This is a genomic window from Enterococcus sp. 7F3_DIV0205, assembly GCF_002141365.2.
Lineage (GTDB): Bacteria > Bacillota > Bacilli > Lactobacillales > Enterococcaceae > Enterococcus_L > Enterococcus_L palustris.
The window spans coordinates 3,627,940-3,651,132 of sequence record NZ_CP147244.1 but is presented as its reverse complement, the minus strand read 5'-3'; the positions used below and the strand labels follow the sequence as shown (position 1 = coordinate 3,651,132).

The 23,193-nt window shown below is 35.8% G+C and carries 20 protein-coding genes; 3 read left to right on the top strand and 17 right to left on the bottom strand.

What is annotated here, in order from left to right:
- Positions 1-89 precede the first annotated feature (89 nt).
- Positions 90-458, top strand: a complete 369-nt coding sequence (locus tag A5821_RS17015; protein WP_086312137.1) for a MerR family transcriptional regulator — start codon at positions 90-92, stop codon at positions 456-458.
- A 141-nt stretch (positions 459-599) separates the two neighbouring features.
- On the opposite strand, the gene A5821_RS17010 is transcribed toward A5821_RS17015, so the two are convergent.
- From A5821_RS17010 to A5821_RS16930, 17 genes are all read right to left on the bottom strand, one after another.
- Entirely contained in the window at positions 600-1,730 is a 1,131-nt protein-coding gene (locus A5821_RS17010; RefSeq protein WP_086312136.1) for a sensor histidine kinase, read from the bottom strand.
- 8 nt (positions 1,731-1,738) lie between these two features.
- A complete protein-coding gene (locus A5821_RS17005) occupies positions 1,739-2,431 on the bottom strand; it encodes a response regulator transcription factor (protein WP_086312135.1) in 693 nt (230 codons plus the stop codon).
- Positions 2,432-2,546: 115 nt separating this feature from the next.
- Positions 2,547-3,212, bottom strand: a complete 666-nt coding sequence (locus A5821_RS17000) for an ABC transporter ATP-binding protein (protein ID WP_086312134.1) — start codon at positions 3,210-3,212, stop codon at positions 2,547-2,549.
- A 17-nt stretch (positions 3,213-3,229) separates the two neighbouring features.
- Positions 3,230-4,615, bottom strand: coding sequence for an ABC transporter permease (locus tag A5821_RS16995; protein ID WP_086312133.1), 1,386 nt, complete (start codon positions 4,613-4,615; stop codon positions 3,230-3,232).
- Between the two features lie 297 nt (positions 4,616-4,912).
- Positions 4,913-5,521: a MucBP domain-containing protein gene (locus A5821_RS16990; RefSeq protein ID WP_086312132.1), complete on the bottom strand. Its 609-nt coding sequence runs from the start codon at positions 5,519-5,521 to the stop codon at positions 4,913-4,915.
- Between the two features lie 55 nt (positions 5,522-5,576).
- The gene (locus A5821_RS16985; RefSeq protein ID WP_086314271.1) at positions 5,577-6,719 is read right to left on the bottom strand and encodes a YdcF family protein; all 1,143 of its coding nucleotides are present in this window, start codon (positions 6,717-6,719) and stop codon (positions 5,577-5,579) included.
- A gap of 318 nt (positions 6,720-7,037) precedes the next feature.
- Positions 7,038-7,166, bottom strand: coding sequence for a hypothetical protein (locus A5821_RS16980; RefSeq protein WP_010773187.1), 129 nt, complete (start codon positions 7,164-7,166; stop codon positions 7,038-7,040).
- Position 7,167: 1 nt separating this feature from the next.
- Entirely contained in the window at positions 7,168-8,538 is a 1,371-nt protein-coding gene (rlmD, locus tag A5821_RS16975) for a 23S rRNA (uracil(1939)-C(5))-methyltransferase RlmD (protein ID WP_086312131.1), read from the bottom strand.
- A gap of 107 nt (positions 8,539-8,645) precedes the next feature.
- On the bottom strand, positions 8,646-9,287 hold the full coding sequence (locus A5821_RS16970) for a deoxynucleoside kinase (protein ID WP_086312130.1): 642 nt from the start codon (positions 9,285-9,287) through the stop codon (positions 8,646-8,648).
- Positions 9,288-9,302: 15 nt separating this feature from the next.
- Entirely contained in the window at positions 9,303-9,992 is a 690-nt protein-coding gene (pnuC, locus tag A5821_RS16965; RefSeq protein WP_170922911.1) for a nicotinamide riboside transporter PnuC, read from the bottom strand.
- 267 nt (positions 9,993-10,259) lie between these two features.
- Positions 10,260-11,318 carry a diacylglycerol kinase gene (locus A5821_RS16960; RefSeq protein WP_086314269.1) on the bottom strand — a complete coding sequence of 353 codons (1,059 nt, stop codon included), beginning with the start codon at positions 11,316-11,318 and terminating at the stop codon, positions 10,260-10,262.
- 16 nt (positions 11,319-11,334) lie between these two features.
- Positions 11,335-12,765, bottom strand: coding sequence for an Asp-tRNA(Asn)/Glu-tRNA(Gln) amidotransferase subunit GatB (gatB, locus tag A5821_RS16955; RefSeq protein WP_086312129.1), 1,431 nt, complete (start codon positions 12,763-12,765; stop codon positions 11,335-11,337).
- Complete coding sequence (gene gatA / locus A5821_RS16950; RefSeq protein WP_086312128.1) at positions 12,765-14,234, bottom strand: Asp-tRNA(Asn)/Glu-tRNA(Gln) amidotransferase subunit GatA; 1,470 nt, start codon at positions 14,232-14,234, stop codon at positions 12,765-12,767. Before gatA ends, gatB begins: the two co-directional genes overlap by 1 nt.
- Positions 14,234-14,539, bottom strand: a complete 306-nt coding sequence (gatC, locus tag A5821_RS16945; protein WP_086312127.1) for an Asp-tRNA(Asn)/Glu-tRNA(Gln) amidotransferase subunit GatC — start codon at positions 14,537-14,539, stop codon at positions 14,234-14,236. Before gatC ends, gatA begins: the two co-directional genes overlap by 1 nt.
- 197 nt (positions 14,540-14,736) lie before the next feature.
- Positions 14,737-16,782 (bottom strand): NAD-dependent DNA ligase LigA, encoded by a 2,046-nt coding sequence (gene ligA / locus A5821_RS16940; RefSeq protein WP_086312126.1) that lies wholly within the window; start codon positions 16,780-16,782, stop codon positions 14,737-14,739.
- A gap of 81 nt (positions 16,783-16,863) precedes the next feature.
- Positions 16,864-19,104 (bottom strand): DNA helicase PcrA, encoded by a 2,241-nt coding sequence (pcrA, locus tag A5821_RS16935; protein WP_086314268.1) that lies wholly within the window; start codon positions 19,102-19,104, stop codon positions 16,864-16,866.
- Between the two features lie 730 nt (positions 19,105-19,834).
- A complete protein-coding gene (locus A5821_RS16930) occupies positions 19,835-21,331 on the bottom strand; it encodes an alpha-amylase (protein WP_086312125.1) in 1,497 nt (498 codons plus the stop codon).
- A gap of 184 nt (positions 21,332-21,515) precedes the next feature.
- On the opposite strand from A5821_RS16930, the gene A5821_RS16925 reads away from it, so the two are divergent.
- Entirely contained in the window at positions 21,516-22,268 is a 753-nt protein-coding gene (locus A5821_RS16925) for a DeoR/GlpR family DNA-binding transcription regulator (RefSeq protein ID WP_086312124.1), read from the top strand.
- On the top strand, positions 22,265-23,179 hold the full coding sequence (gene pfkB / locus A5821_RS16920) for a 1-phosphofructokinase (protein ID WP_086312123.1): 915 nt from the start codon (positions 22,265-22,267) through the stop codon (positions 23,177-23,179). Before A5821_RS16925 ends, pfkB begins: the two co-directional genes overlap by 4 nt.
- Positions 23,180-23,193 lie beyond the last annotated feature (14 nt).

The following is a 23,193-nucleotide window of genomic DNA, read 5'->3' as shown; positions in this document are numbered from 1 at the left end:
AAACAAATAAGCTTTATTTTCTTTTGTTTGACCTAGAGTGAACTCTAAGTGGTAAAATAAACATAATGAGAATTTGGGAGGGAATCAAGGTGACTTACAAAATTCATGAATTTTCAAAAATGACTGGTCTTACGCCTTATACTCTACGTTTTTATGAAAAAGAAGGGCTGATCACGGTAAAAAGAGATCAGAATAATATTCGGATTTATGACGACCGCAATAAAGAATGGATCGATTTTTTTATGCATTTAAAAAAAACTGGCATGACGATCGAAGATTTAAAACAATATCTAGCATGGTGGTATGAAGGGGATTCGACTAATCAAAATCGGTTGGATCTGTTGAAGAAACAAAAAGAGATTGCTTTACGCGAAATGAAGCACATTCAAGAGGGAATTGATATGCTTGATTATAAAATTGATGTTTACCAAAAAAGAGTAGATGATGGTCGATCCTAGAAACTATAACAAACTCCTTAGCAATAGATTTAAAAAATTAGTGGTTAAACCAAACACCCATAAGGGCTATCGCTCTCATGGGTGTTTGGTTTAATCTTTACTAAATAATTGTCTGATTTATTTCCTATGATAATTTAGTCCTTAAACATTCTGAATCGGGATAGAAAAACAAAAACACGCTGCTTTACTTTGGATACTACAAGAGACCTCTCCCGAATGGCTTTGTATGATTTTTTTTACTAAAGCTAAACCTAACCCATTTCCTATAGCTTGATTGTTAATTTTCTTTCCTCGATAAAAAGGTTCAAAAATACTCTCTAATTCTTCTTCTAGAATTTCTTGCCCATTATTCCTAACTTCAACAATAAGATTTTTCCCAAAAGTGTTCACTGTAACAGTCACAGATGATTCTTCATCACCGTATTTGATAGCATTCTCCACTAGATTTTTTACTGCTACTGCTAACATTGCTTGGTTTCCTTTAAACTGACTATTTTTGGCGCTTTTCTTTTGTAAATGTATTTGTTTTTCTGTGGCTTGCGTCTTTAATCCTATAAACACATCATGAATTAGCTCATCTATGTTGATTTGATCAGTCAATTGAAGAAGATTATCATTTGCCAGGATAAGTAATTGCTCTAACGTAATCGAAAACTTGTCACAGCTAGATAAGATTGCATCTGTCATTTTTTTACTTTCATAATCGTTTTCGTTTAAGTTCATTTGAAGTAACTGAGTGTAAGTAATAATCACAGCTAAAGGTGTTTTTAACTCATGAGCAGCATTATTCACAAAATTCTTCTGTTTAATAAATGATTCATCTAATCTTGCACTCATCTCATTAAAACTCAAACTTAGCTCCTTTACTTCTTGAGGTTGTTTTTGATTGATGTCGATTTGTTTTCCAATATTCCTAGTGCTTACATTAAGCATTGTCTTTTGCAGATTCACTAATGATCCTAGGCTCTTCCCGACTAACTTATAAGTGATGATCGTCCCTATAATGATAACAATCAGCCACACTAAAATTATTTTTGATGAAAAAGCCTTTCTCGCTTTTGCCAATGTGGCGCCTAGTTCGTTGCCTTCTTTGGGCGTTAGCTCAGATACAGTAGCCTCAGTACTCGAGTCAGCCATTTCAGGAGCAATATGCGTTAATCGCTCAAGAGAGAAATTTTTATTGGCACCTGAGACGGAAAATAACAACATGATCAACGACATTCCTACTAAGAGGCTACTAACCAACAAAGTGATTTGTTTTTGTAAGCTCATTGTTCTTACTATCCTCTCTCAATTGATGTACTAGCTAAGCAATATCCAACACCTCTAACGGTTTGAATCATCTCTGCTGTTGTTGGATTGATAGCCGCTATCTTTTTTCTTAATGAATACATATGATACTTAAATGTATTGGAGAATAAATCGACATCTCCATCCCAAACATGCTCCATTAACTTTTCAGCTGAAAAAACTTGTTCAGGATTTTTAATCAAGTATTCTAAGATCCCAAATTCTTTTCTTGTTAATTTTATGGGAACTTCCTCTATTCTCACAACCCTTTTTGCAGAGTCAAAATGGATTGGTCCATATGTGATGATCAATTCTTCTATGCTGATTTTTTGTCTTAATAAATTTCGGATTCTTGCTTCCAATTCAAAAAAATCGAAAGGTTTTGTTAAATAATCATTAGCTCCCATATCAAGTCCTTTTATTTTGTCTTCAACAAAACTTTTGGCTGACAGGATCAGAATCCGTATCTCCATATTTTGGGTCCGAATTATATCTAAAATTTCCCAACCACTCATTTTCGGCAAAGATAAATCTAAAATTATAACATCATATTCCGTTATTTCAACCATTTCAAGTGCTTGAAAACCATCTATTGCTTTATCAACGGCATACCCCTTTTTCCTTAACCCCATACATAATCCTTCACCTAATAAAATATCATCTTCAACTACAAGTATACGCATATCATAATCCTCCAACAATCTCATGTATAATTTAGACTAACACATTTTTTCAATAAAACTTTGAGGAGTTTATGAATAATATATAACTTTTTAGTCTATAGATGAAAAGTAAGTACTATAATAGACTTAAAGTGTTTTCTTTTAAAATAAGACTAATATCTGCTTGTTTTGCTATTTCCAAATCATGTGTCACCATGATTACACACTTTTTCTCAAGTAAGGCCAACTCTTTTAACATATCGATAATTCCTTTAGAAGTCACATGATCCAAATTCCCTGTTGGTTCATCAGCGAATATCAATGGCGAATCAGCTGATAATGCTCTTGCAACTGCAACTCTTTGCTGTTGTCCACCACTTAATTTCATTACATTTTTGTGCATCAATTCATTAGTGATACCCACTGACCTTAGTTTATCTGCCACATATTCATTGATGTTTTTAACATGCTGTTTTTTTATTTCCATTCCTACTTTAACATTTTGAAAAGCGGTCATATAAGGAATCAGATTATAGGACTGAAATATAATAGAAGTATATTTTTTTCGATATTTCGTGATTCCCATGTTATAGATATTTTCGCCTTGATAGTTAACACTTCCTCCAACAGGTGTCGTTAAACCAGAAGCAATTGATAATAATGTCGTCTTGCCAGCACCAGATGGTCCCATGATCGTATAGAAATTTCCTGCTTCAAATGTATAATTGATAGTATCCAACACTTTGTATTCTTGGATGCCTTCTTTGTATGAATAGGTGATATCTTTCAATTCCAAGTTCATAATTTTTACTTCTCCCTCTATTCTTTTTGTACAAACAGTTCTTTAGGATCTGTTCTAGCAATCATGACACTTGGTACAAGTGTTGTTATAATGATTAGTAAAAAGCCTAAACTTCCTGCTTGTGATACAACGGTTGCGTTTACTCGTAGCTCCATCTTATCAATAGGTTCTAAATTCTTATTTTTTTCTTGACCATAGTCATCATCTTGTTGCACAATAGGTCCCACTTGCTCAGCTTGTTTTGACAACATACTATTGGTTATTGTTTGTCCTGTTGCTTGAACAATCACTAAAGATAGACCAAAGGAAAGTAACCCAATTATTAAAATTTCCGCTACTAACTGCAAGATGACTTTCATTTTAGTTTCCCCTAATGAAAGTAAAATCCCTACTTCTTTTTTTCTATCACGAATGGATAATAAAGATAAGAAAGTTAAAATCAGCCCGCCTGCGATCACAATCACTTTAATCATAATAGAACTAAAAGCAGCCATTTTTTCAAGTGGACCAATCATTTGCTCGTACTGTTCAGTATAAGCATCTAATTTAAAGAAATTACTTTCACTTGGTAATTTTGCTTCTGCATCTTTTACAAAATCGCCTACTTGCAAAGGATCTTTTAGATAGAACATTGCATCATCGATATTTGCTTGCTTACTTGTTTTTAAAAAGCTATCAATATCCACGTAAATTTGATTTTCTGGTTGAGCCATTTCATACATTTGTTCTAACGTGGAAACTTCTTTTTCACTTTTATAAATCCCGCTAACTTTATATTCTTGAGCTTTTTCTTCTCCCTGTATCGAAAAGCCTTGAATCTTAAATGTATCTCCTAATTTCAATTGATTATTTTTAGCAAATGTTTGTTCCACAACTGCAGAATTTGATAAGGATTTTTCTGTGATAGGTTCTCCTTCTATTAATTTTGCATCATGGCTTTTAAAATCCGCTGTTTTTAGTAGATCATTCGTCCCATGTATTTTAAAAACTGGAACTTCTTGCCCTTGACTCATATTTGCCATATTAGAATTTATACTATTTTCTTCATTGCTTGCTCTTGGTGCAACAGATTGTAAGTCTCCTTTTGCTGCACCTGTTTCACCACTTATCAGCACACTTTTTACTTGAGGCAAGTGACTGATCTGATCTATCGTTTCTTTAGAAAGAGGTTTAATGGTTGATTTGCCGCTCAATACAGCCTCTCTGATTTTATCGTTATCTCTTTTTAAACGAACTTCAGCTCCTAATTGTTTTCGTGCGTCTATTTTACTCTTTTCAGCTGATTGTTTGATAGCAAAACCTGATAAAATCAGCAAAAAAACAATAAGAAATAAACCTAAAAATAAAGCGGTTCGTCCTTTTCTCTGCCAAATACTGATCAATGCTCTTTTAAAAAAACTCATATTGCTTCCTCCAATTTTTACTCTTGTTGTTTGTAAGCAAATGTATCTTAACAATTTTATGGTCAGATTATGGTTAGATTTTTTGTATAAGACTCTATAGAAAAAATGTTGATCAAAAAATAGAATACTTAGCTGACAACTCAGCCTGATTTGATCGATTAAAAGATGATTTGAAGTACTATACATCAAATAAAAAAGCTAATTAACTAGCCGATCGGCTAGTTAATTAGCTTTTACACGATTCACTTTTTCCTTTACCTTTTATAATAATAAAGAATAAATTTAGGTATCAATTATTTATCGGTGCTTTCTCTTTTCGAATTTAGAGATTGTTCCCATACACATTAAAATTATGATCAATAGGATTCCGTTGTATTTCAAGCTTCTATCTAAGAACTCACCAGTTCGCGGTAAATTAGCTTTCTTAGATGACACAGTTGTGTTTGTTGACTTGCCTGATTCTTTTGATTGCTCAGGTTCTGTGCGTCCTATTTTTCCATGTGATTCATCGGGTTCAATGGACTCTGTTGATTCTGAATGTTTTTCTGAGTCTTCCGGCTCTTTTGGCGTTATTGGTGTCTCCGATTCTGTTGGTTCTTCTGGTTCTATTGGTTCTGTTGGTTCTTCCAAATCATATAGGTAGATAACCGTTTGTTCCTCCAATGCAAACGTTCCTAGTGCATTAGCTGGTGTGTGGACGACACGATATCCATTGATCAGTTGCGCACTTGTTTCATAATTACTTCCAGGCACACCACTCATTCTAGATTCTCCAGCTAATTGACGGCCTTCAAGATCTTGATGTTTCACCACAACTGTCCCTTGTTCCTCGTCTCTAATTGTTTCATATAAATAGAGAACCTCTTGTGCTTCTTCTTGAAAAACACCTTTATGATTTAGTGGCATTTCGATTAATCTATAGTTTATTCAATAGCTATCCCATAAATAAAAAACAGTAAACTCACATATATCTATACAATAAATAGGATAAAACAATCATTCCGCTGATAATCAAGGCACTTACAATCACGTGTCTTCTTTTTTTCATCATAACTATAGCAATAAATTCTCTTAAAAAAGCGTTAGGTAAAAAATAAAAAGCAGTTTTTGCACCGATTCCATCGGCTTTTAAATGTGCCATTCGAGCAAATATCCCAGCACGAAACAAGTGATAATTATTCGTTGAAAAAATAGCTTGGTACTCTTTATTGTCAGAATGCTGATCCATAATTTTTTTAGAAAAAGTCATATTCTCTAACGTATTTCTTGATTCTGTTTCAACCAAAATGTCTGCTTCCGGAATTCCTTTTTCGATTGCAAAAAGTTTCATGGCTTCGCTTTCCGGCAAGGATTCATCAGTACCTTGTCCTCCAGACATCAATAAAAGCGGTGCCTTAGAAGTTTGTTTTAACTGTTCATGATAGAATTGGATTGCTTTTTCAATTCTTTTACCTAATAGAGGGGGAACTTGATTTCCATTAATTAAGCCAGAGCCTAATACGATAATATAATCTTGCTGATACTTAGGCTGATTGTATTGATAAAGAATAGAAATTGTTAAAAAATTATATAGGACGATAAAAAAATAGCCAATCACTAACAGCACGCTACTAAATAACGCTGCTCCCCAAAGTGGAAGTGACAATGAAAAATAAGAATAAAAACCTAAAAGTGCTGTTAGGCCCACTGCTAATAGAAAAGTCAATAAATTGGAAAGAGAATGGCTTTCTTTTTTAAACACAACCATTGCATTCCAATATAAAAAAGTAATCAGTCCATAACTGCCAAAAAATAGTAGCATTGTAAGTCCAGTCACCACAATTTCTAAAAGAAATAATAGCAATTGATCTCTAGTTTCAAGATATACAATCAACATAAGAATTCCTAAACTAAGTAAAAATAAATTAAATAATAATCCATTGATCAGTAAACGCTTTTCTAAAGAATAAACGAGCAAAAAGAGTCCTAAAAAAGCGAGTGGTATAAGAAAATAATATGTACCTATCATTACCTCTAGAAGAAATGTGTATATAAAAAAATAAGTACCTGTCCAGATAAAAAATAACGGACTAAAGAAAGCTTTTTTGTTTTTTTTAGCCCTCATTCCCAGTCCCAGTAAACTAATCAGGTAAACAACGATACAGTAATAATCTATTTGATTCAATTTTTTCTCCCCTTTTTATAGTAAATTTGAACGAATTCTATTCCTCATTTTCTACATTTTATTATAGCCAATTACGGATACATTTCAAAGAAAAGTCTATAAAATGACATTAATCCTTAAGTATGAGGATGGAACAACAAGCCCCTAACTTCTTTTTATCAGCGTCTATTTAAATTCTAAAAGGCTGGGATATAACTCTAAAAGTTATTCCCCAGCCCTTTATTTTTTAGTAAAGATTTTCGATCAAAAAAGTGATTCTTATTTATTATAGATCTTTGGACCTTTACGCATATTTTTACGGTCATTTTTAGGCGTCTCCATTTGTTTTGAGCGACCGCCGCCTTGTTTTTTCTTGATTAATTCTAACATTTTTTTCTTTGTATCCATTTTACACCGTCCTTGTTAGCAAAGTAACTGACTCGATATGAGTTGTTTGCGGGAAGTTATCCACTGGTTGAACTTCTTTGACCTCAAAGCCACCTTCAACAAGTAATGCAAGATCACGTGCTAATGTTGCCGGATTACAACTTACATACACAATACGATTTGGTTTCGTTTCGATCAAGGTCTCTACTAAACTTGCTTCTAATCCTTTACGCGGTGGATCAACAATCACAACATCTGGTTTGATGTCATTTTCGATCATTCTTGGCAATGTTTCTTCAGCTAAACCTGCGGTAAAGGTTGCATTCGTAATATTGTTCAACTTCGCATTGCTCTCAGCATTCTTGACTGCTTCTTCAATAACTTCTACACCATAGACATGCTTAGCATCTTTAGCAAGGGTTAAGCCAATCGTACCGATTCCACAATAAGCATCTACAACGATTTCTTCACCAGTTAACGCTGCATATTCTTTAACTTTATTGTACATTACTTCTGTTTGTTGTGGATTTACTTGATAGAATGAACGTGACGAGATTTCAAATTTCAAATCAAAAATCGTATCGATCATTTTGTCTTCACCATGTAAAAGAATCGTTTCATCTCCAAAGATCACATTCGTCTTTTTCGAATTGACATTTTGAACAATGCTGACAACTTCCGGCAATGCTTCTAAAATATCAGGAATGATTTTACTTGTCGGGAATAATTTTGGTGTTCTCGTAATTAGAACAATCATCATTTCACCAGTATGGTAACCACGACGAACAACAATATGACGTAAGTTTCCAGTGTTATCTGATTCATTGTAAGGTTTGATACTGTAACGTCTCATGATATCACGGATTATGATAACTGCTTCATCGATTTTTGGATCTTGAATATAGAAATGTTCTAATGGAATTAGATCATGGCTATTTTTTCTGAAAAAACCAGTTTGTAATTTGTTATCGATTTTTCTCACTGGAATTTGAGCTTTATTGCGGTATCCCCATGGATTGTTCATACCTAATGTATCTAAAACAGGAACATCTGGCAATTTTGCAACACGTTGCATTACATTTTTTACTTGGTCGGTTTTAAACGTCAATTGAGCACCATACGCTAAATGCTGTAATGGACTGATTCCAACTTTAGTAAAATTGGCATCTTTGACTGGTACACGGTCTTCGCTTGATTTTAGAATCGTTACAACTTTTCCATAACCAAAACTTTTACCGACTTTCAGTACTTTGATTTCCATTTTTTCACCTGGTAAAGCATTTTCTATAAAAAGCGGGTAGCCATCAACTTTGGCAACACCCATTCCTTCATGTGTCAGATCAATAATATCAACTTCGATTGTTTCATTTTTGTTCACGGGAAAATTATTCATAAGTCGCTCCTTCTTTAATGCACTTCTCTCATTCTAATGAAAAAATGCTAGAAAAGCAATAGAGAGATTGTTTCTAGGCTAAAAGAAGTAAAAATTAATCTTTCTATTTAATCAATTTCCGCTAGTTTATTTTCAATCAACTGGATCACTTGTTTTTTTGCTTCTTCATTTTCAATAAAATCATACTTGTCACCATCGATTTGAATTTTGGGACTTTCGTTGTATTCTTCAAACCATTTTTCATAACGACGATTCAATTCTTTATAATAATCGTACAATGCTGGGTCTTGTTCCACTTGCTCATAAGGACGTCCTCGTCTTTGAATGCGCTCTAACATTTTAGGAAAAGATATTTTAATGTGTACTAGTAAATCTGGACGTTTTTTATTCGCTGCATAAGGTAATTCTTCCAGCATATTTTCTAATAAAGAATCGTACACTTTTACTTCTGTCTCATTCGCTCTGCCTAAATCCGCATTTAAATGAAATAATAACGAATCTTCATATATTGAGCGATCTAATACATTATTTTCATGAGAAAGTGCTTGCTTAATACTATCAAATCGTTTGTTCAAAAAGTAAATTTGTAATAAAAAGGCATATTTTTTTGGATCTGCATAAAATAAAGGCAAGACTTCATTGTCATCAACTGATTCATAAAATGCATCTGATCCTAAGTGCTCTGAAATAATTTCTGTTAAACTTGATTTTCCTGCTCCAATTGTTCCTGCTAAAACGATCACTGCCATCGAACTCCCTACCTATTAATGATTATTTTTTTTTATTTTTAACCAATGGATCATACCGTAAATAGAATTGACTGTATACAGACAATACATGACGAACAACGCATAATCACCACCAGCATGCGTTCCTGCTCTAAACCACAATACTATAGAAAATAAATTTCCTAATAACCAAAAAACAAATTGTGACTGATATCTTTTGATCATCAACAACATGGCTGTTGCCGATACACTAAACGTTACGGCATCAAGCATTTGTTGAGCATCATTAACAAATCCCAAAATAAAATAAGCAACAACACCAATCCCAAACCAAACTAGTCCTGCATATAGCCATTGAATACCTTTCAGTATTTTTACCTCTGTTACATTTCCAGATCCATCCGTACTAACTTTTAGCCAAGTATATAGACCTGTAATATCCATTACAATATAGAAGCTTTGAAGGAGAACCTCAGCGTAGACACGTGTTTTAAACCCAAAATATCCTATGATTATTGCGCTTATAAATCCGAATATATAATTGCTAGCCTTTCCTTGGGCAATTAAGTTAACACAGATAATACCTGATAAACCGCCCACTAATGTAATCCAACTAGATGGATTACAAACAAAAGCAAATAATTGTACAAAAATCATCATAAATAAAAAAAGATAATTCTTTCTTTGCCAACCTTTAAAATCATTTATAACAAAATTTGACCCCATATCAAACAAACCTTTCACTTACCATATTTATCATTTTCTGCAGAGATGACGACTTATCTAATTTACCTTTGATTCAATCATAAGTCAATGAGAACTCTTCTCAATTATTGATTATGAGACTTTTTTTATACAAGATATTGTGTTTTTTAATTTTCAGAATCTATATATTGTATATAGATTGTTTTTTCATTCTTCCATTCATCTAGAAGGAAAAAAAAAAGTACCTAAGACAAACATGTCTTAGGTACTTTTTGTTGTTTTGAACAATCAACCAATTTTCCCATTATTATCAATGTCTTCATCAGTTAAACGTTCAACTTCTTTTACAAACTCTTTACTTGTTTCAAGATATTCATCTTCATCATCTGATTCACCATCATAATCATCCAAAACCGATCCCATGATCGCATTAGATGGAATCGCATCTGCATTGGCAAACATTTCAATATGCTGGTGCAAATTTGTGAATTCCATCGGTGCATCACCACCATACTCACCATCCAAGTTGATCATCATACGGCTATTTGGTTCAAGTGTTTCAGCGTGTAAATGACTGGTTTTTGTATAGATCAAACGATTATCTTCTATATGTTTACCACCATTGAGCATTAATGCTGCTAAATGTAAAATCTCAAAAACATTGGCTGTTTTCACAATTATTAGAGAAAACTTGCCATCATCTAGCTTTGCATCAGGTGCAATCTTTTCAAAACCACCCACAGAATTAGTCAATCCTAAGAAAAACATCGAAGCATTACCTTCGTAAACACCTTCATCATATTCCATTCGCATTTTGATTGGTTTCACTCTTGGCAGCATTTCTGCTCCTTTTGCTAAATAAGCGAGATAACCAAAGATGCTCTTTAATTCTGAAGGAACTTCATAGGTCAGTTCAGTTAAATGACCACCAGCTGCAATATTGATGAAATAACTATCTTTTGCTTTACCAATGTCCATTTTGACTGTTTGATTTTTTTTGATGACTTCTGCTGCTTTAACGATATTATCTCTAGGAATTTTTAAGGCTCTTGCATAATCATTGGTTGTTCCAGCAGGAATAATCGCCATAGACGGTCGTTTATCTAAAGGAGCAATACCATTTACGACTTCATTGATCGTTCCGTCGCCACCTGCTGCAACAATTAAGTCAAAACCTAATTCTGCAACACGGCGCGCTTCATTTTTCGCGGAATTTTCTTCTGGAGTTGTAGCAAAAGCACTCGTTTCATATCCACATTCTTCCACTATGGAAAGAATATCAGCTAGATTTTTTTTGACTAGCTCTTTACCTGAGGTTGGATTATAAATCACTCTTGCTTTTTTCATAATCATCTGCTGCTTTCTAGCGTTTTGCCAATTCTTCTTGTAACAGTTTATTTACAACACCTGGGTTGGCTTGGCCTTTCGTTGCTTTCATGATTTGACCTACTAAAAAGCCAACAGCACGGTCTTTTCCGTTTTTAAAGTCATCTACAGATTGTTGGTTATTATCCAACACTTCATTGATGATTGGTAGTAATTGTGATGGATCTGATAGTTGAACTAAACCTTTTGCTTCAACAACTTCTTTGGCATCTCCACCATTTTCAATTAATTCTTTAAAAACTTTTTTAGCGATTTTAGAACTGATTGTACCGTCTTCGATTAATGTGATCATACCTGCTAAGTTTTTAGGTGTTAATTTTGTATCTGGTAACTCGATTTTCTCACTATTCAAGTAAGCCGAAACTTCACCCATCAACCAGTTAGATACTTGTTTGGCATCTGCGCCTTCATTTAATGCAGCTTCAAAGAAATCAGACATTTCTTTTGTTAACGTTAAAACCATTGCATCGTATTCTGGTAAGCCTAGTTCTTTGATGTAGCGAGCACGACGAGAAGCCGGCATTTCAGGTAAACTGTGACGAACACGCTCGATCCACTCATCATCGATTGCAAAACGAGGCACATCAGGTTCTGGGAAGTAACGGTAGTCGCTTGAACCTTCTTTAACACGCATCAACAATGTTTTGTTGGTTGTTTCATCAAAACGGCGTGTTTCTTGTTGGATTTCTCCACCAGATAATAACACTTTCGCTTGACGTTTTTCTTCAAATGCAAGACCTTTTTTAACAAAACTCATTGAGTTCAAGTTTTTAAGCTCTGCTTTTGTTCCGAATTCTTCTTGACCATACGGACGTAAAGAAATGTTGGCATCACAACGCATTGAGCCTTCTTCCATTTTTACATCTGAAACGCCTGTAAATAGGATGATTGAACGGATTGCTTCTAAATAAGCATAGGCTTCTTCTGGTGAACGCATATCCGCTTCTGAAACGATTTCGATCAACGGTGTCCCTTGACGATTTAAATCAACATAAGAATAACCGCCATCACCATGGATATTTTTCCCAGCATCTTCTTCTAAATGCACACGTTCGATACGGATACGTTTTGTTTTACCTTCGACTTCGATATCGATCCAACCATCGTGACCGATTGGTTGATCGAATTGAGAAATTTGGTAAGCCTTGGGATTATCCGGATAGAAATAGTTTTTACGGTCAAAATGCGTATCTTTTGAGATTTCACAATTTAACGCAAGCGCTGCTTTCATTCCAAATTCAAGTGCTTGTTTATTCATTACAGGTAATACGCCTGGATAACCCCAGTCGATCACATTTGTATTGCTATTTGGTTCCGCACCAAAATGAGCCGGTGCAGGTGAAAAGATTTTAGAATTTGTTTTTAATTCTACGTGGACCTCAAGTCCAATGACAGTTTCAAAATTCATTAGTCATTCCCCCCTAAGATCACAGGTTTTTTCGTATGGAAATCAGTTGCTTGCTCAAATGCAAAGGCCGCTTTATACATCGTACTTTCATCGAAAGGTTTACCGATGATTTGCAAGCCAACTGGCAAGCCTTCTGAAAACCCTGCTGGTACTGACATACCAGGTAATCCAGCTAAGTTAACTGGAATCGTTAATAAATCGTTCATGTACATTGTGATTGGATCATTGATGTTTTCACCTAAGCCAAATGCAACAGTTGGTGAAGCAGGGCCAATGATGATATCGTAATTGGCAAAAACATTATCAAAGTCTTGTTTGATCAAGGTTCTAACTTGTCCTGCTTTTTTGAAGTGAGCATCATAATGTCCAGCACTTAAAGAGAATGTACCCAGCATAATACGACGTTTTACTTCTATACCAAATCCTTCAGAACGTGAATTTACATATACATCTTCAAGGTTTTTCACGTTTTCAGAACGATAGCCATAACGAATACCGTCAAAACGTTGTAGGTTTGAGCTTGCTTCTGATGAAGCGATAATATAATAAACAGCTACGCCGTATTTAGAATGAGGCAAGCTAACTTCTTCTACTGTTGCTCCTAAAGCTTTAAATGTTTCCGCCGCTTTAAGAACAGCTGCTTTAACACCAGCATCAACACCTTCACCTAAATATTCTTTAGGTAAAGCCACTTTCATGCCTTTGATATCGCCTGTTAAACCAGCAGTAAAATCAGGGACAGATGTTCCAGCCGAAGTGCCGTCTTTTTCATCAAAGCCACTGATTGCATTTAGCGCCAATGCGTTGTCTTTAACATTTCTTGTCAATGGACCGATTTGATCTAAACTAGATGAAAATGCGATCAATCCAAAACGAGATACACGCCCGTATGTTGGTTTCATACCAACGATTCCGTTAAATGATGCAGGTTGACGAATACTACCACCTGTATCAGTTCCTAAAGAAACAGGTACTTGACCTGCTGCTACAGCTGCGGCAGAACCACCAGAAGAACCTCCAGGAACCTTAGTATGATCCCATGCATTTTTTGTTTTCTTAAAGTAGGATGTTTCTGTACTTCCGCCCATCGCAAATTCATCCATGTTCAACTTTCCAACTGGAATCATATCTGCTTGATAGACTTTATCCATAACAGTTGCGTCATAAATAGGATTGAAATTGTGTAACATTTTTGATGCAGCAGTTGTTAAAATATCTTTCGTTACGATATTATCTTTGATCCCAATCGGAATGCCAGCTAATGGATTTGATTCAGTAATACCTTTAAGATCGATTGCTTTCGCTAATTCTAAGGCTTTTTCATCACTGATCGTAATAAATGAATCTACATCTTTTTCCGTTTCATTGATGCGCTTCAATGTTGCTTGCGTTAAATCAGTTGCCGTGATTTCTTTAGAGACAAGTAAATCATGCAGCTCTGTTAGTGACTTATCGTATAATTTTTCCATTATGCACCAGCCTCCCCATTGTCGATAATCGCTGGCACTTTAATGTAGCCATTCTCTGATTCTGGTACGTTTTTCATTAATTCATCGCGATCCATACCTGGTGTTACAACGTCTTCTCGCATCACATTGATGGATTGTGCAACATTAGAGGTGAATGGAACGCCCTCTGTATCGACTTCTTCTAATAATTCTACCATGTCGATGATTTTGCCTAATTGATCTGTAAAGTCTTTTAACTCCTCATTAGAAAAAGACAGTTTTGACAACTTGGCTACATGTTTTGCTTTTTCTTCACTAATTGCCATGGATACCCTTCTTTCCTTTAGAAAAACTCACTCAAGAGTTCACTAGTTCATTTTTATACTGTTAAACGACACTTTGCGTTAAAAAACAGCTTTTTTCTTATTCTATCATAAAATTCTAAGAATTTTTGGAAGAGATGGAAGAAAATAGTCTGAAAATGTAAAAATAACGCAGAAAATTCGATTTGTTTCACTTTAAGCTATTCATTTGCTTCTTTTGTATAGCTATTATCTAAAGCGGTCACCATTTGCTGTTCATCCCACACTTCGATACCAAGCTCTTGGGCTTTCGTCAATTTACTACCAGCATCTTCACCTGCAACAACAATATCTGTTTTCTTCGAAACACTGCCCGTTACTTTGCCGCCTAAATTTTCGATTTTTTCTTTTGCTTCTTCTCGGTTGTAATGTGTAAGCTTTCCTGTTAAAACGACTGTTTTATCTTTGAAAGGCGATTCCACAGCTTCCAATTGTGCCGTTCGGATCCCTTTATATTCAAAATTAACGCCAGCCTTGGTCAATTCATCCATCAATTCGTGTACTTCTTCATTTTCAAAATAAGTCACTAAACTATCTGCAATGATCTCACCCATTGAATCTAACGCCACAACTTCTTCTTTCGTTGCTTTACTGATCGTTCGAAGATCACCAAAGTGTTCTGCTAAAACTTTGGCTGCCTTAGAACCAACATGGCGAATCCCTAAACCGAAAATCAAGCGTTCAACGGAATTATCCCGACTTGCAGCAATCGCTTGATAAATATTATTTGCTGATTTTTCTTTGATTTTTTCCAAAGTCATCAACTGCTCTTCAGTTAAAAAGTAGAGATCAGCTACATCAGCGACTAGTTCTTTATCATACATCTGCTCTAAAACACGTGGGCCTAAGCCATCGATGTTCATCGCATTTCGAGAGACAAAATGATTCAGTCCTTCTTTGATTTGCGCAGGACATTTTGGATTGATACAACGCAAAGCAACTTCTTCATCTAGATGAACTAATTCACTATTACATACTGGACAATGGGTTGGAATTTCATATGGTCGGCTGTTTTCATCACGTTTTTCCGTCAAGACTTGAGCCACTTCTGGAATGATATCCCCAGCTTTATAGATAATCACTGTATCATTCAACCGAATATCTTTCATCGCAATGAAATCTGCATTATGCAAACTTGCGCGACTAACAGTTGTACCAGCCACACGAACAGGCTGCATCACAGCAGTTGGTGTTACGACACCCGTACGTCCAATCGTCCATTCGATTTCTTCGACGATCGTTTGTGCTTCTTCTGGCGGAAATTTATAAGCAATCGCCCAACGCGGTGCTTTAACAGTAAAACCTAATTCATCTTGGATCGTGAATTCATTAGTTTTAATTACGATTCCATCAATTTCATAAGGTAATTCTGAGCGTTTTTCATGATACTCTTCTATATAAGCCCAAACTTCATCGATATTTTGACATAGTTTTTTCTCAGGATTGGTTCTAAAACCGATGTCTGATAATTCATTTAGCGCATCGTACTGAGTTTGTGCCGTCATTGGACCAAAATCAGCGACTGTATATAAAAAGGTGCTGAGATTTCGTTTGGCAACCATACTTGTATCTAACTGACGTAAACTTCCAGCCGCCGCATTTCTTGGATTCGCAAAGACATCTTGTCCTGCTTCTTCTCGTTCTTTATTCAAATTGACGAATGATTGCTTTGGCATATAACATTCGCCACGAACTTCAACTGAAATTGGTTTTTTCAATTCTAAAGGAATTGATTTCACTGTCTTCAGATTCTCAGTGATATTTTCACCGACTGTGCCATCACCGCGTGTCGCACCTTGAACAAATTTGCCATTTTCATATCTTAATGAAATTGCTAGACCATCGATTTTTAGCTCGCAACAATAACTGACAGGTTTTCCCGCTAATTTTTGAACACGTTCATCAAAATCATAAATATCTTCTTTACTGAAACCGTCATTCAAGCTGTACATCTGCACTTCATGTGTGACTTTTTCAAAGCCTTGTAAAATCTTTCCACCAACACGCTGGGTTGGTGAATCAGAAGTAATCACATCCGGATATTCGGTTTCTATGTCTGATAATTCTTTATATAAGCGATCATACACATAGTCTTCTACGGTCGGTTTATCGGCAACGTAATATTCATGAGAATACTGATTCAACTGAGCTCGTAGTTCTTTTGCTTTGTCTGTTGCTTCGGCTAATGTTAACGGTGCTTGTGCCATGAATGATCCCTCCTAATAGTAAAAGCTTAGTAGGCTCGTTTAGCCTCATTAAAAATAGGATTTAGTCCTTTTTTAACACACTTATATTTTTTCAATCGGAGCAAATGCTGCTAATAAGCGCTTAATGCCTTTTTCTGGAAAAGCGACGTCTAGTTCTAAGTCTTTAGCGGTACCGCCAACTCGAACGACTGTGCCTGTTCCCCACGCTTTATGTCTGACTTTATCACCAGCTTGCCAAGCCATTGATTCTCCACCGCTTGCGACTTTATCTGTTACAGGCTGCTTCGTTGGTTGTGCATAAGCTGGTTTAAATACTTTTGGTTCAAACGTTCTTGCTGGTACTTTAGGTGAAGCGATCGAACCTTGTAAATCTAATAACTCTTCATCGATTTCGTCTAAGAATCGGCTTGGACGATTGTATTGTGTTTTCCCATATAGTGTTCTGGAGAAAGCGTTGGATATATACAATACTTCTTCAGCACGAGTGATCCCTACATACGCCAGACGACGCTCTTCTTCTAGCTCGCTTTCTTCTAACATTGCGCGAGATAGTGGGAAAACGCCCTCTTCTAATCCAATCAAGAACACTACAGGAAATTCAAGTCCTTTGGCTGCGTGTAACGTCATCAACGTCACTTGCGAAGTGCTTTCTTCTAAATTATCTAAGTCTGAAACGAGCGCTAAATCATTTAAGAATACAGCTAATTTTTCATCTGGCGCATCTGCTTCTTCAACATCTTGACGTTCATAACGTTTATCGAATTCTTGGGTAACGGTTAAAAATTCATCCAAGTTCTCTAGGCGAGCTTGAGATTCTAAGTTATTTTGTCTGACTAGTTCTTCACGATAACCACTGCGTTCTAAAACTTCCTTAACTAACTCCGTAATTGTTAAATATGGAATCATCTGGGTTAAATCTTGAATCATCATACCAAAGCTACCTAATTCTTTACCGGCTTTTCCTGAGATATTTGCTAGATCCACATTTTGTGAAGCCTCCAGTAATGACCAGCCATGCATCTGAGAGAAACTTCTTAATTTCTCAACAGAGCTTTTACCAATTCCACGTTTTGGTTCATTGACTACTCGTTCAAAACTAAGTGAATCCATTGGATTAGAGATGATATTTAAATAGCCTAAAATATCTTTGATTTCTTTACGATCGTAGAATTTATGTCCGCCGACCATGGTATAAGGAATATTTGATTTCAACAACATTTCTTCCATTACACGTGACTGGGCATTCGTACGATACAAAACTGCAAAATCTCCATAAATACGGTCTTTTTCGCGCATTTCTTTTTGGATTTGTCCCACGATAAACTGCGTTTCATCCCGTTCATTATCGCCACGATAGTAAACGATTTTTTCTCCGTCGTTATTTTCTGTCCATAATTGTTTATCACGACGATTACGGTTGTTTTTGATAACATTATTCGCTGCATCCAGAATTTTTTTGGTTGAGCGGTAATTTTGTTCCAACATGATAACAGAAGCATCTGGATAATCTTTTTCAAAATCTAAGATATTCTGCATATCTGCACCACGCCAACCGTAAATACTTTGGTCAGCATCTCCTACGACACATAGGTTTTTAAAACGTGCCGCCAGCATATTAACTAACGTATACTGAGCATGGTTGGTATCTTGATACTCGTCTACATGGATATAATGAAATTTATTTTGATAATACGTCAATGAGTCAGGATGTTCATTGAATAAACGAATCGTATTCATGATTAAATCATCGAAGTCCATGCATTGATTGTTTCTTAATTCTTTTTGATACAGCTTATAACATTTTGCGACAACTTGCTCATAAGGTGTTCCTTGCAATTCCTCCACTTTTTCAGGAGTTTGCAACTCATTTTTAGCATTACTGATCGTACCTAGAATCGAGCGAGGATCATATTTTTTCATATCAATATTCAGCTCATTTAAGATTCGTTTCATTAATGTCCGCTGTTCAGAAGTATCAATGATCGTAAAATTGCGATTGTAACCGATATGATCAACATCCCGACGTAAGATCCGCACACACATTGAGTGAAATGTGGAGACCCAAACATCGTTTCCGCCAACTTCTAATAATTTTCCAACCCGCTCTCTCATTTCTTTTGCGGCTTTATTGGTAAATGTGATTGCTAAAATATTCCATGGATTAACATCTTTTTCTTCAATTAAATAGGCAATACGGTGAGTTAAAACTCTTGTCTTCCCGCTGCCTGCACCCGCCATAACTAATAAAGGCCCTTCTGTATGTAGAACGGCTTCTTTTTGTCTCGGATTCATACCTTGGATCAAGGCGTTTTCTTGTGCCATCATCAACGTCCTCTCTCTTTTTTCAATCTTATATAGTATACCAAAAAAAACACAAAAGCTGAACAGATTGAACAAACCTTGAGCAATAACATACAAAATTTTTTTATGATTTTAATCACCTTGAATTTTTTTGTTTATTTTCAAAAGATTTTGGAGGGGAAATAAAAAAGCTCACTACGTGAAGAGTGAGACTTTACAAGCAACAAACAAGATTGGGAAACACCGCAAATTTCAATCCACTCACTCATAAAGAGTGAGACAGTCTTTATCAAAGTATCAATGAGCATTTCTTTAATTTCAATCCACTCACTCATAAAGAGTGAGACAGGTCTCTCCCCACTTTGTCAGCTTCCATCCGTAATATTTCAATCCACTCACTCATAAAGAGTGAGACCCGCTGCATTGTCTGGTGTAGCAATAGCTGAACATTTCAATCCACTCACTCATAAAGAGTGAGACTGTGAAAAAGAAACAAAAAACGAACATTTCCAGATTTTTTCCACTAACAAAGACCATCTGAAATGTGAATTTAATGAGAAAGACGCTAATTCCTCTCAATACCCACCTAAAATCTGGTGCGGATCCCCTAGTGATTTCATGTTCACTTAGGGTCCGCACCAAGTTTATAGTCTAATTATTGCTTATACATTTAGTATAATTATTCTTCCAACAGAAGTCACGCTTTATTTCTACACATGACTCACTGAAAATAATCACTACTTCACTTTAATCATTCATCCCTCAAAACCATACCTTCAATCCCACTACTCAATCTTGCCACAATTTCTTCATTTACGTAAACAGAAATTTCTCCTCCGTTTACTGGAAATGTCCCAGCACCTGTTTCATCCAACGTTACCTTTGCATCGTTATTTCCTAAAATATCAACAAATACTTTTCCTGCATGAATAGCACTGATCGTCATTGTTTTTTCGCCCGCTTGAGCGTTAGTCATTACCACAGCATACCCGGATTTTTCTCGATCAAAAGTTCCTGTTCTGATCCAGCCAATTACATTCGGATCATCAAAATAATCCATTTCACTTCCATAAGCTAAACGTTCTCGGATTTTTAATAATAATTCTAAATCTTTTCCCACTGCATTCACGTCTTGGGATGGGATACCAAATAGATCTCCCCAAAAAACAACTGGAGTTCCAGCTTTTCTCAATAAAATCAACGCATACGCATGAACTTTAAACCAACCATCCACCCAAGATTCCAAGCTTTGCCCTTTCTGTGTATCATGATTGTCAACGAAAGTCACTGCCCATTCTGATCGTTCTTTTGCTAATGTTCCTTCAAAGATATAACGCATGTCATAGCGGCCATCAGAATTTGCGGCTTCATAAAAATGATAATGTAAGGGAACATCAAATAATGAAATCAGCGTTCCCGAGCTGTCGATGTAATTCGTCAATTTCTCAAGTTCACCATTCCAATATTCACCCACTACAAACAAATCTTTTCCTTTTTCTTTTCTTCTATTTAATAGCCACTCTACAAAATAATTGAATTGAATGTGTTTCACAGCATCTAAACGATACCCGTCCATACCCGTCAATGCTTGATACCACTGCCCCCATTTATTTAGCTGGTCTACAGTTTCAGGATATTCCATATCCAGATTACATCCCATCAAATAATCATAATTGCCATTTTCATTATCAACTTCTTCATCCCAACTTTTACCTTCAAAGTTAAAAATCCCATGATCTTTCCTTCGATCATCAAAATCAACACCTGAGAAATTTTTCCAAGTCCAAATATAATCATTATACTTTTGATGTCTACCAGGGAAAGTGAATTTTGTCCAAGCAGAAATTTCTTCTTCACCACTAAGCGCTTCATTCCGATTATCTGGTCGATATTTTATAGCAGAAACGATCTCTTCCTCATCGGCTCCCATGAAATGATCAAAAACAATATCTCCATATACTTCCATCCCATTCTCTTTTAATTTCCTGATACAAATTAAATACTCTTCCAGAGTGCCGTATTTAGTTGGGATCGTTCCTTTTTGATCAAACTCTCCTAAATCGTACAAATCATAAGGTGCATACCCCACATCTTCTAGACCATTTGCACCTTTGTAGGCGGGCGGAAGCCAAACTCCGTTGATTCCTTTTTTATGTAATTCTTCAGCTAACTCAGTCAGACGTTTCCAATGTTGACCATCTGCTGGCAAGTACCATTCAAATCCTTGCAATATTGTACGATTATTCATACGTATCCCTCCGATTTATCCTAGCTTCATTAAGCCAAAGAACAAAGCTCTTTGTCAACTAATCGAATCGCCATTTTCTTGCTTTCATATGAACGTTTTAAAATATTTTTGATCGTTTATGACCGTTTTTGATTGCGTCGATAAATTAAATGTGCTATTATAATCATTGAAAAGAGGGTTGAAAATGCTTACAGAAGAAAGACACCAAGCTATTTTACGTTTATTAGACCAACAATCCGTCGTTAAATCACAGGAACTATCCACCCTTCTAAATGCATCTGAATCTACTATTCGTAGAGATTTACAAGAATTGGAAGATGCAGATTTATTAGAACGTATCCATGGCGGAGCAAAACGAATTATAAATTTAGGTTTTGAACAAGATATGACTGAAAAATCAGTCAAAAACACGCAAGAAAAACAAGCTATTGCATTCTTAGCTGCTCAATTGGTTCACGATGGCGACGTTATTTATCTAGACGCTGGATCGACCACTTTAGAAATGTTGCCGTTTCTAGCAGGAAAATCTATCACAGTGGTGACAAACTCCGTTCACCATGCCGCTAAACTAGGTGATTTGAGTATTAACACCATTATTCTTGGCGGATCACTAAAACTGTCTACCAAAGCAATCACTGGTTCCACTGGAATGGAGCAACTCAGACACTTCCGTTTCAATAAAGTATTTATGGGAATGAACGGCGCTCATCTTGAATTTGGTTTGACAACACCTGATCCTGAAGAAGCTGCATTAAAACGTTTGGCTATTGCGCAAGCAGAAGAGGCATATGTTTTGATTGACCAAACCAAACTAAATAAAGTCACCTTCACAAAAGTGACGGATCTTGAAAATGTAACACTTTTGATCAATCATTGTTCACCAGACATACTTGAACAATTTCAGAAAAAAACAACGATCAAGGAGGCAATACAATGATTTACACAGTGACACTAAACCCTTCAATTGACTATATTGTTCATGTAGACGGGCTTAAATTGGGCGATTTAAACCGAATGACCAAAGACTTTAAATTACCAGGAGGTAAAGGAATCAATGTTTCTAGAATTCTAAAAAGAATCGAGGCGGAATCAACAGCACTAGGATTTCTAGGGGGCTTTACCGGAAATTTTATTTCTGACTGGCTGCTAGCAGAACAGATCGAAACAAAATTTACGACCATCAGTGAAGATACACGAATCAATATTAAGTTAAAATCTGAAACTGAAACTGAGATCAATGGTTTGGGTCCTGCTATCAGCAATGAAGAAATGCAGGAATTGAAACAAGCCTTAAGTGCAATTTCAGCGAATGACATTGTTGTTTTATCAGGCAGTACACCAGCAACACTACGAGAAGGTTTTTATGAAGAACTGATTCAAATCATCAAAGACAAGGATGCGGAATTTGTCATTGATACAACTGGCAAAGATTTACTAAATGCTTTGCCTAATAAACCCTTACTCATCAAGCCAAACAATCATGAACTAGCTGAATTATTTGATGTAAAATTTGAATCTATGGAAGATATCTTGCCCTTTGGGGAACGTTTGTTAAAAGACGGTGCCCAACATGTGATCATCTCAATGGCGGGTGATGGTGCCTTGCTCTTCACTAAAGAAGGTACCTATCGTTCAAATGTACTGAAAAGACCATTAAAAAATTCTGTTGGTGCAGGAGACTCAATGATTGCTGGATTTGTAGGTAGATTTGCCAAAAATAATGATCCTGTTGAGGCATTCAAATGGGGAGTTGCTTGCGGTAGCGCAACTGCTTTTTCAGATGATTTGGCCTCTGGAAATCTAATCAATGAATTGATTTCCGAAGTTGAAATTGAAAAGATCAATTAACGTTATGTAGCGAA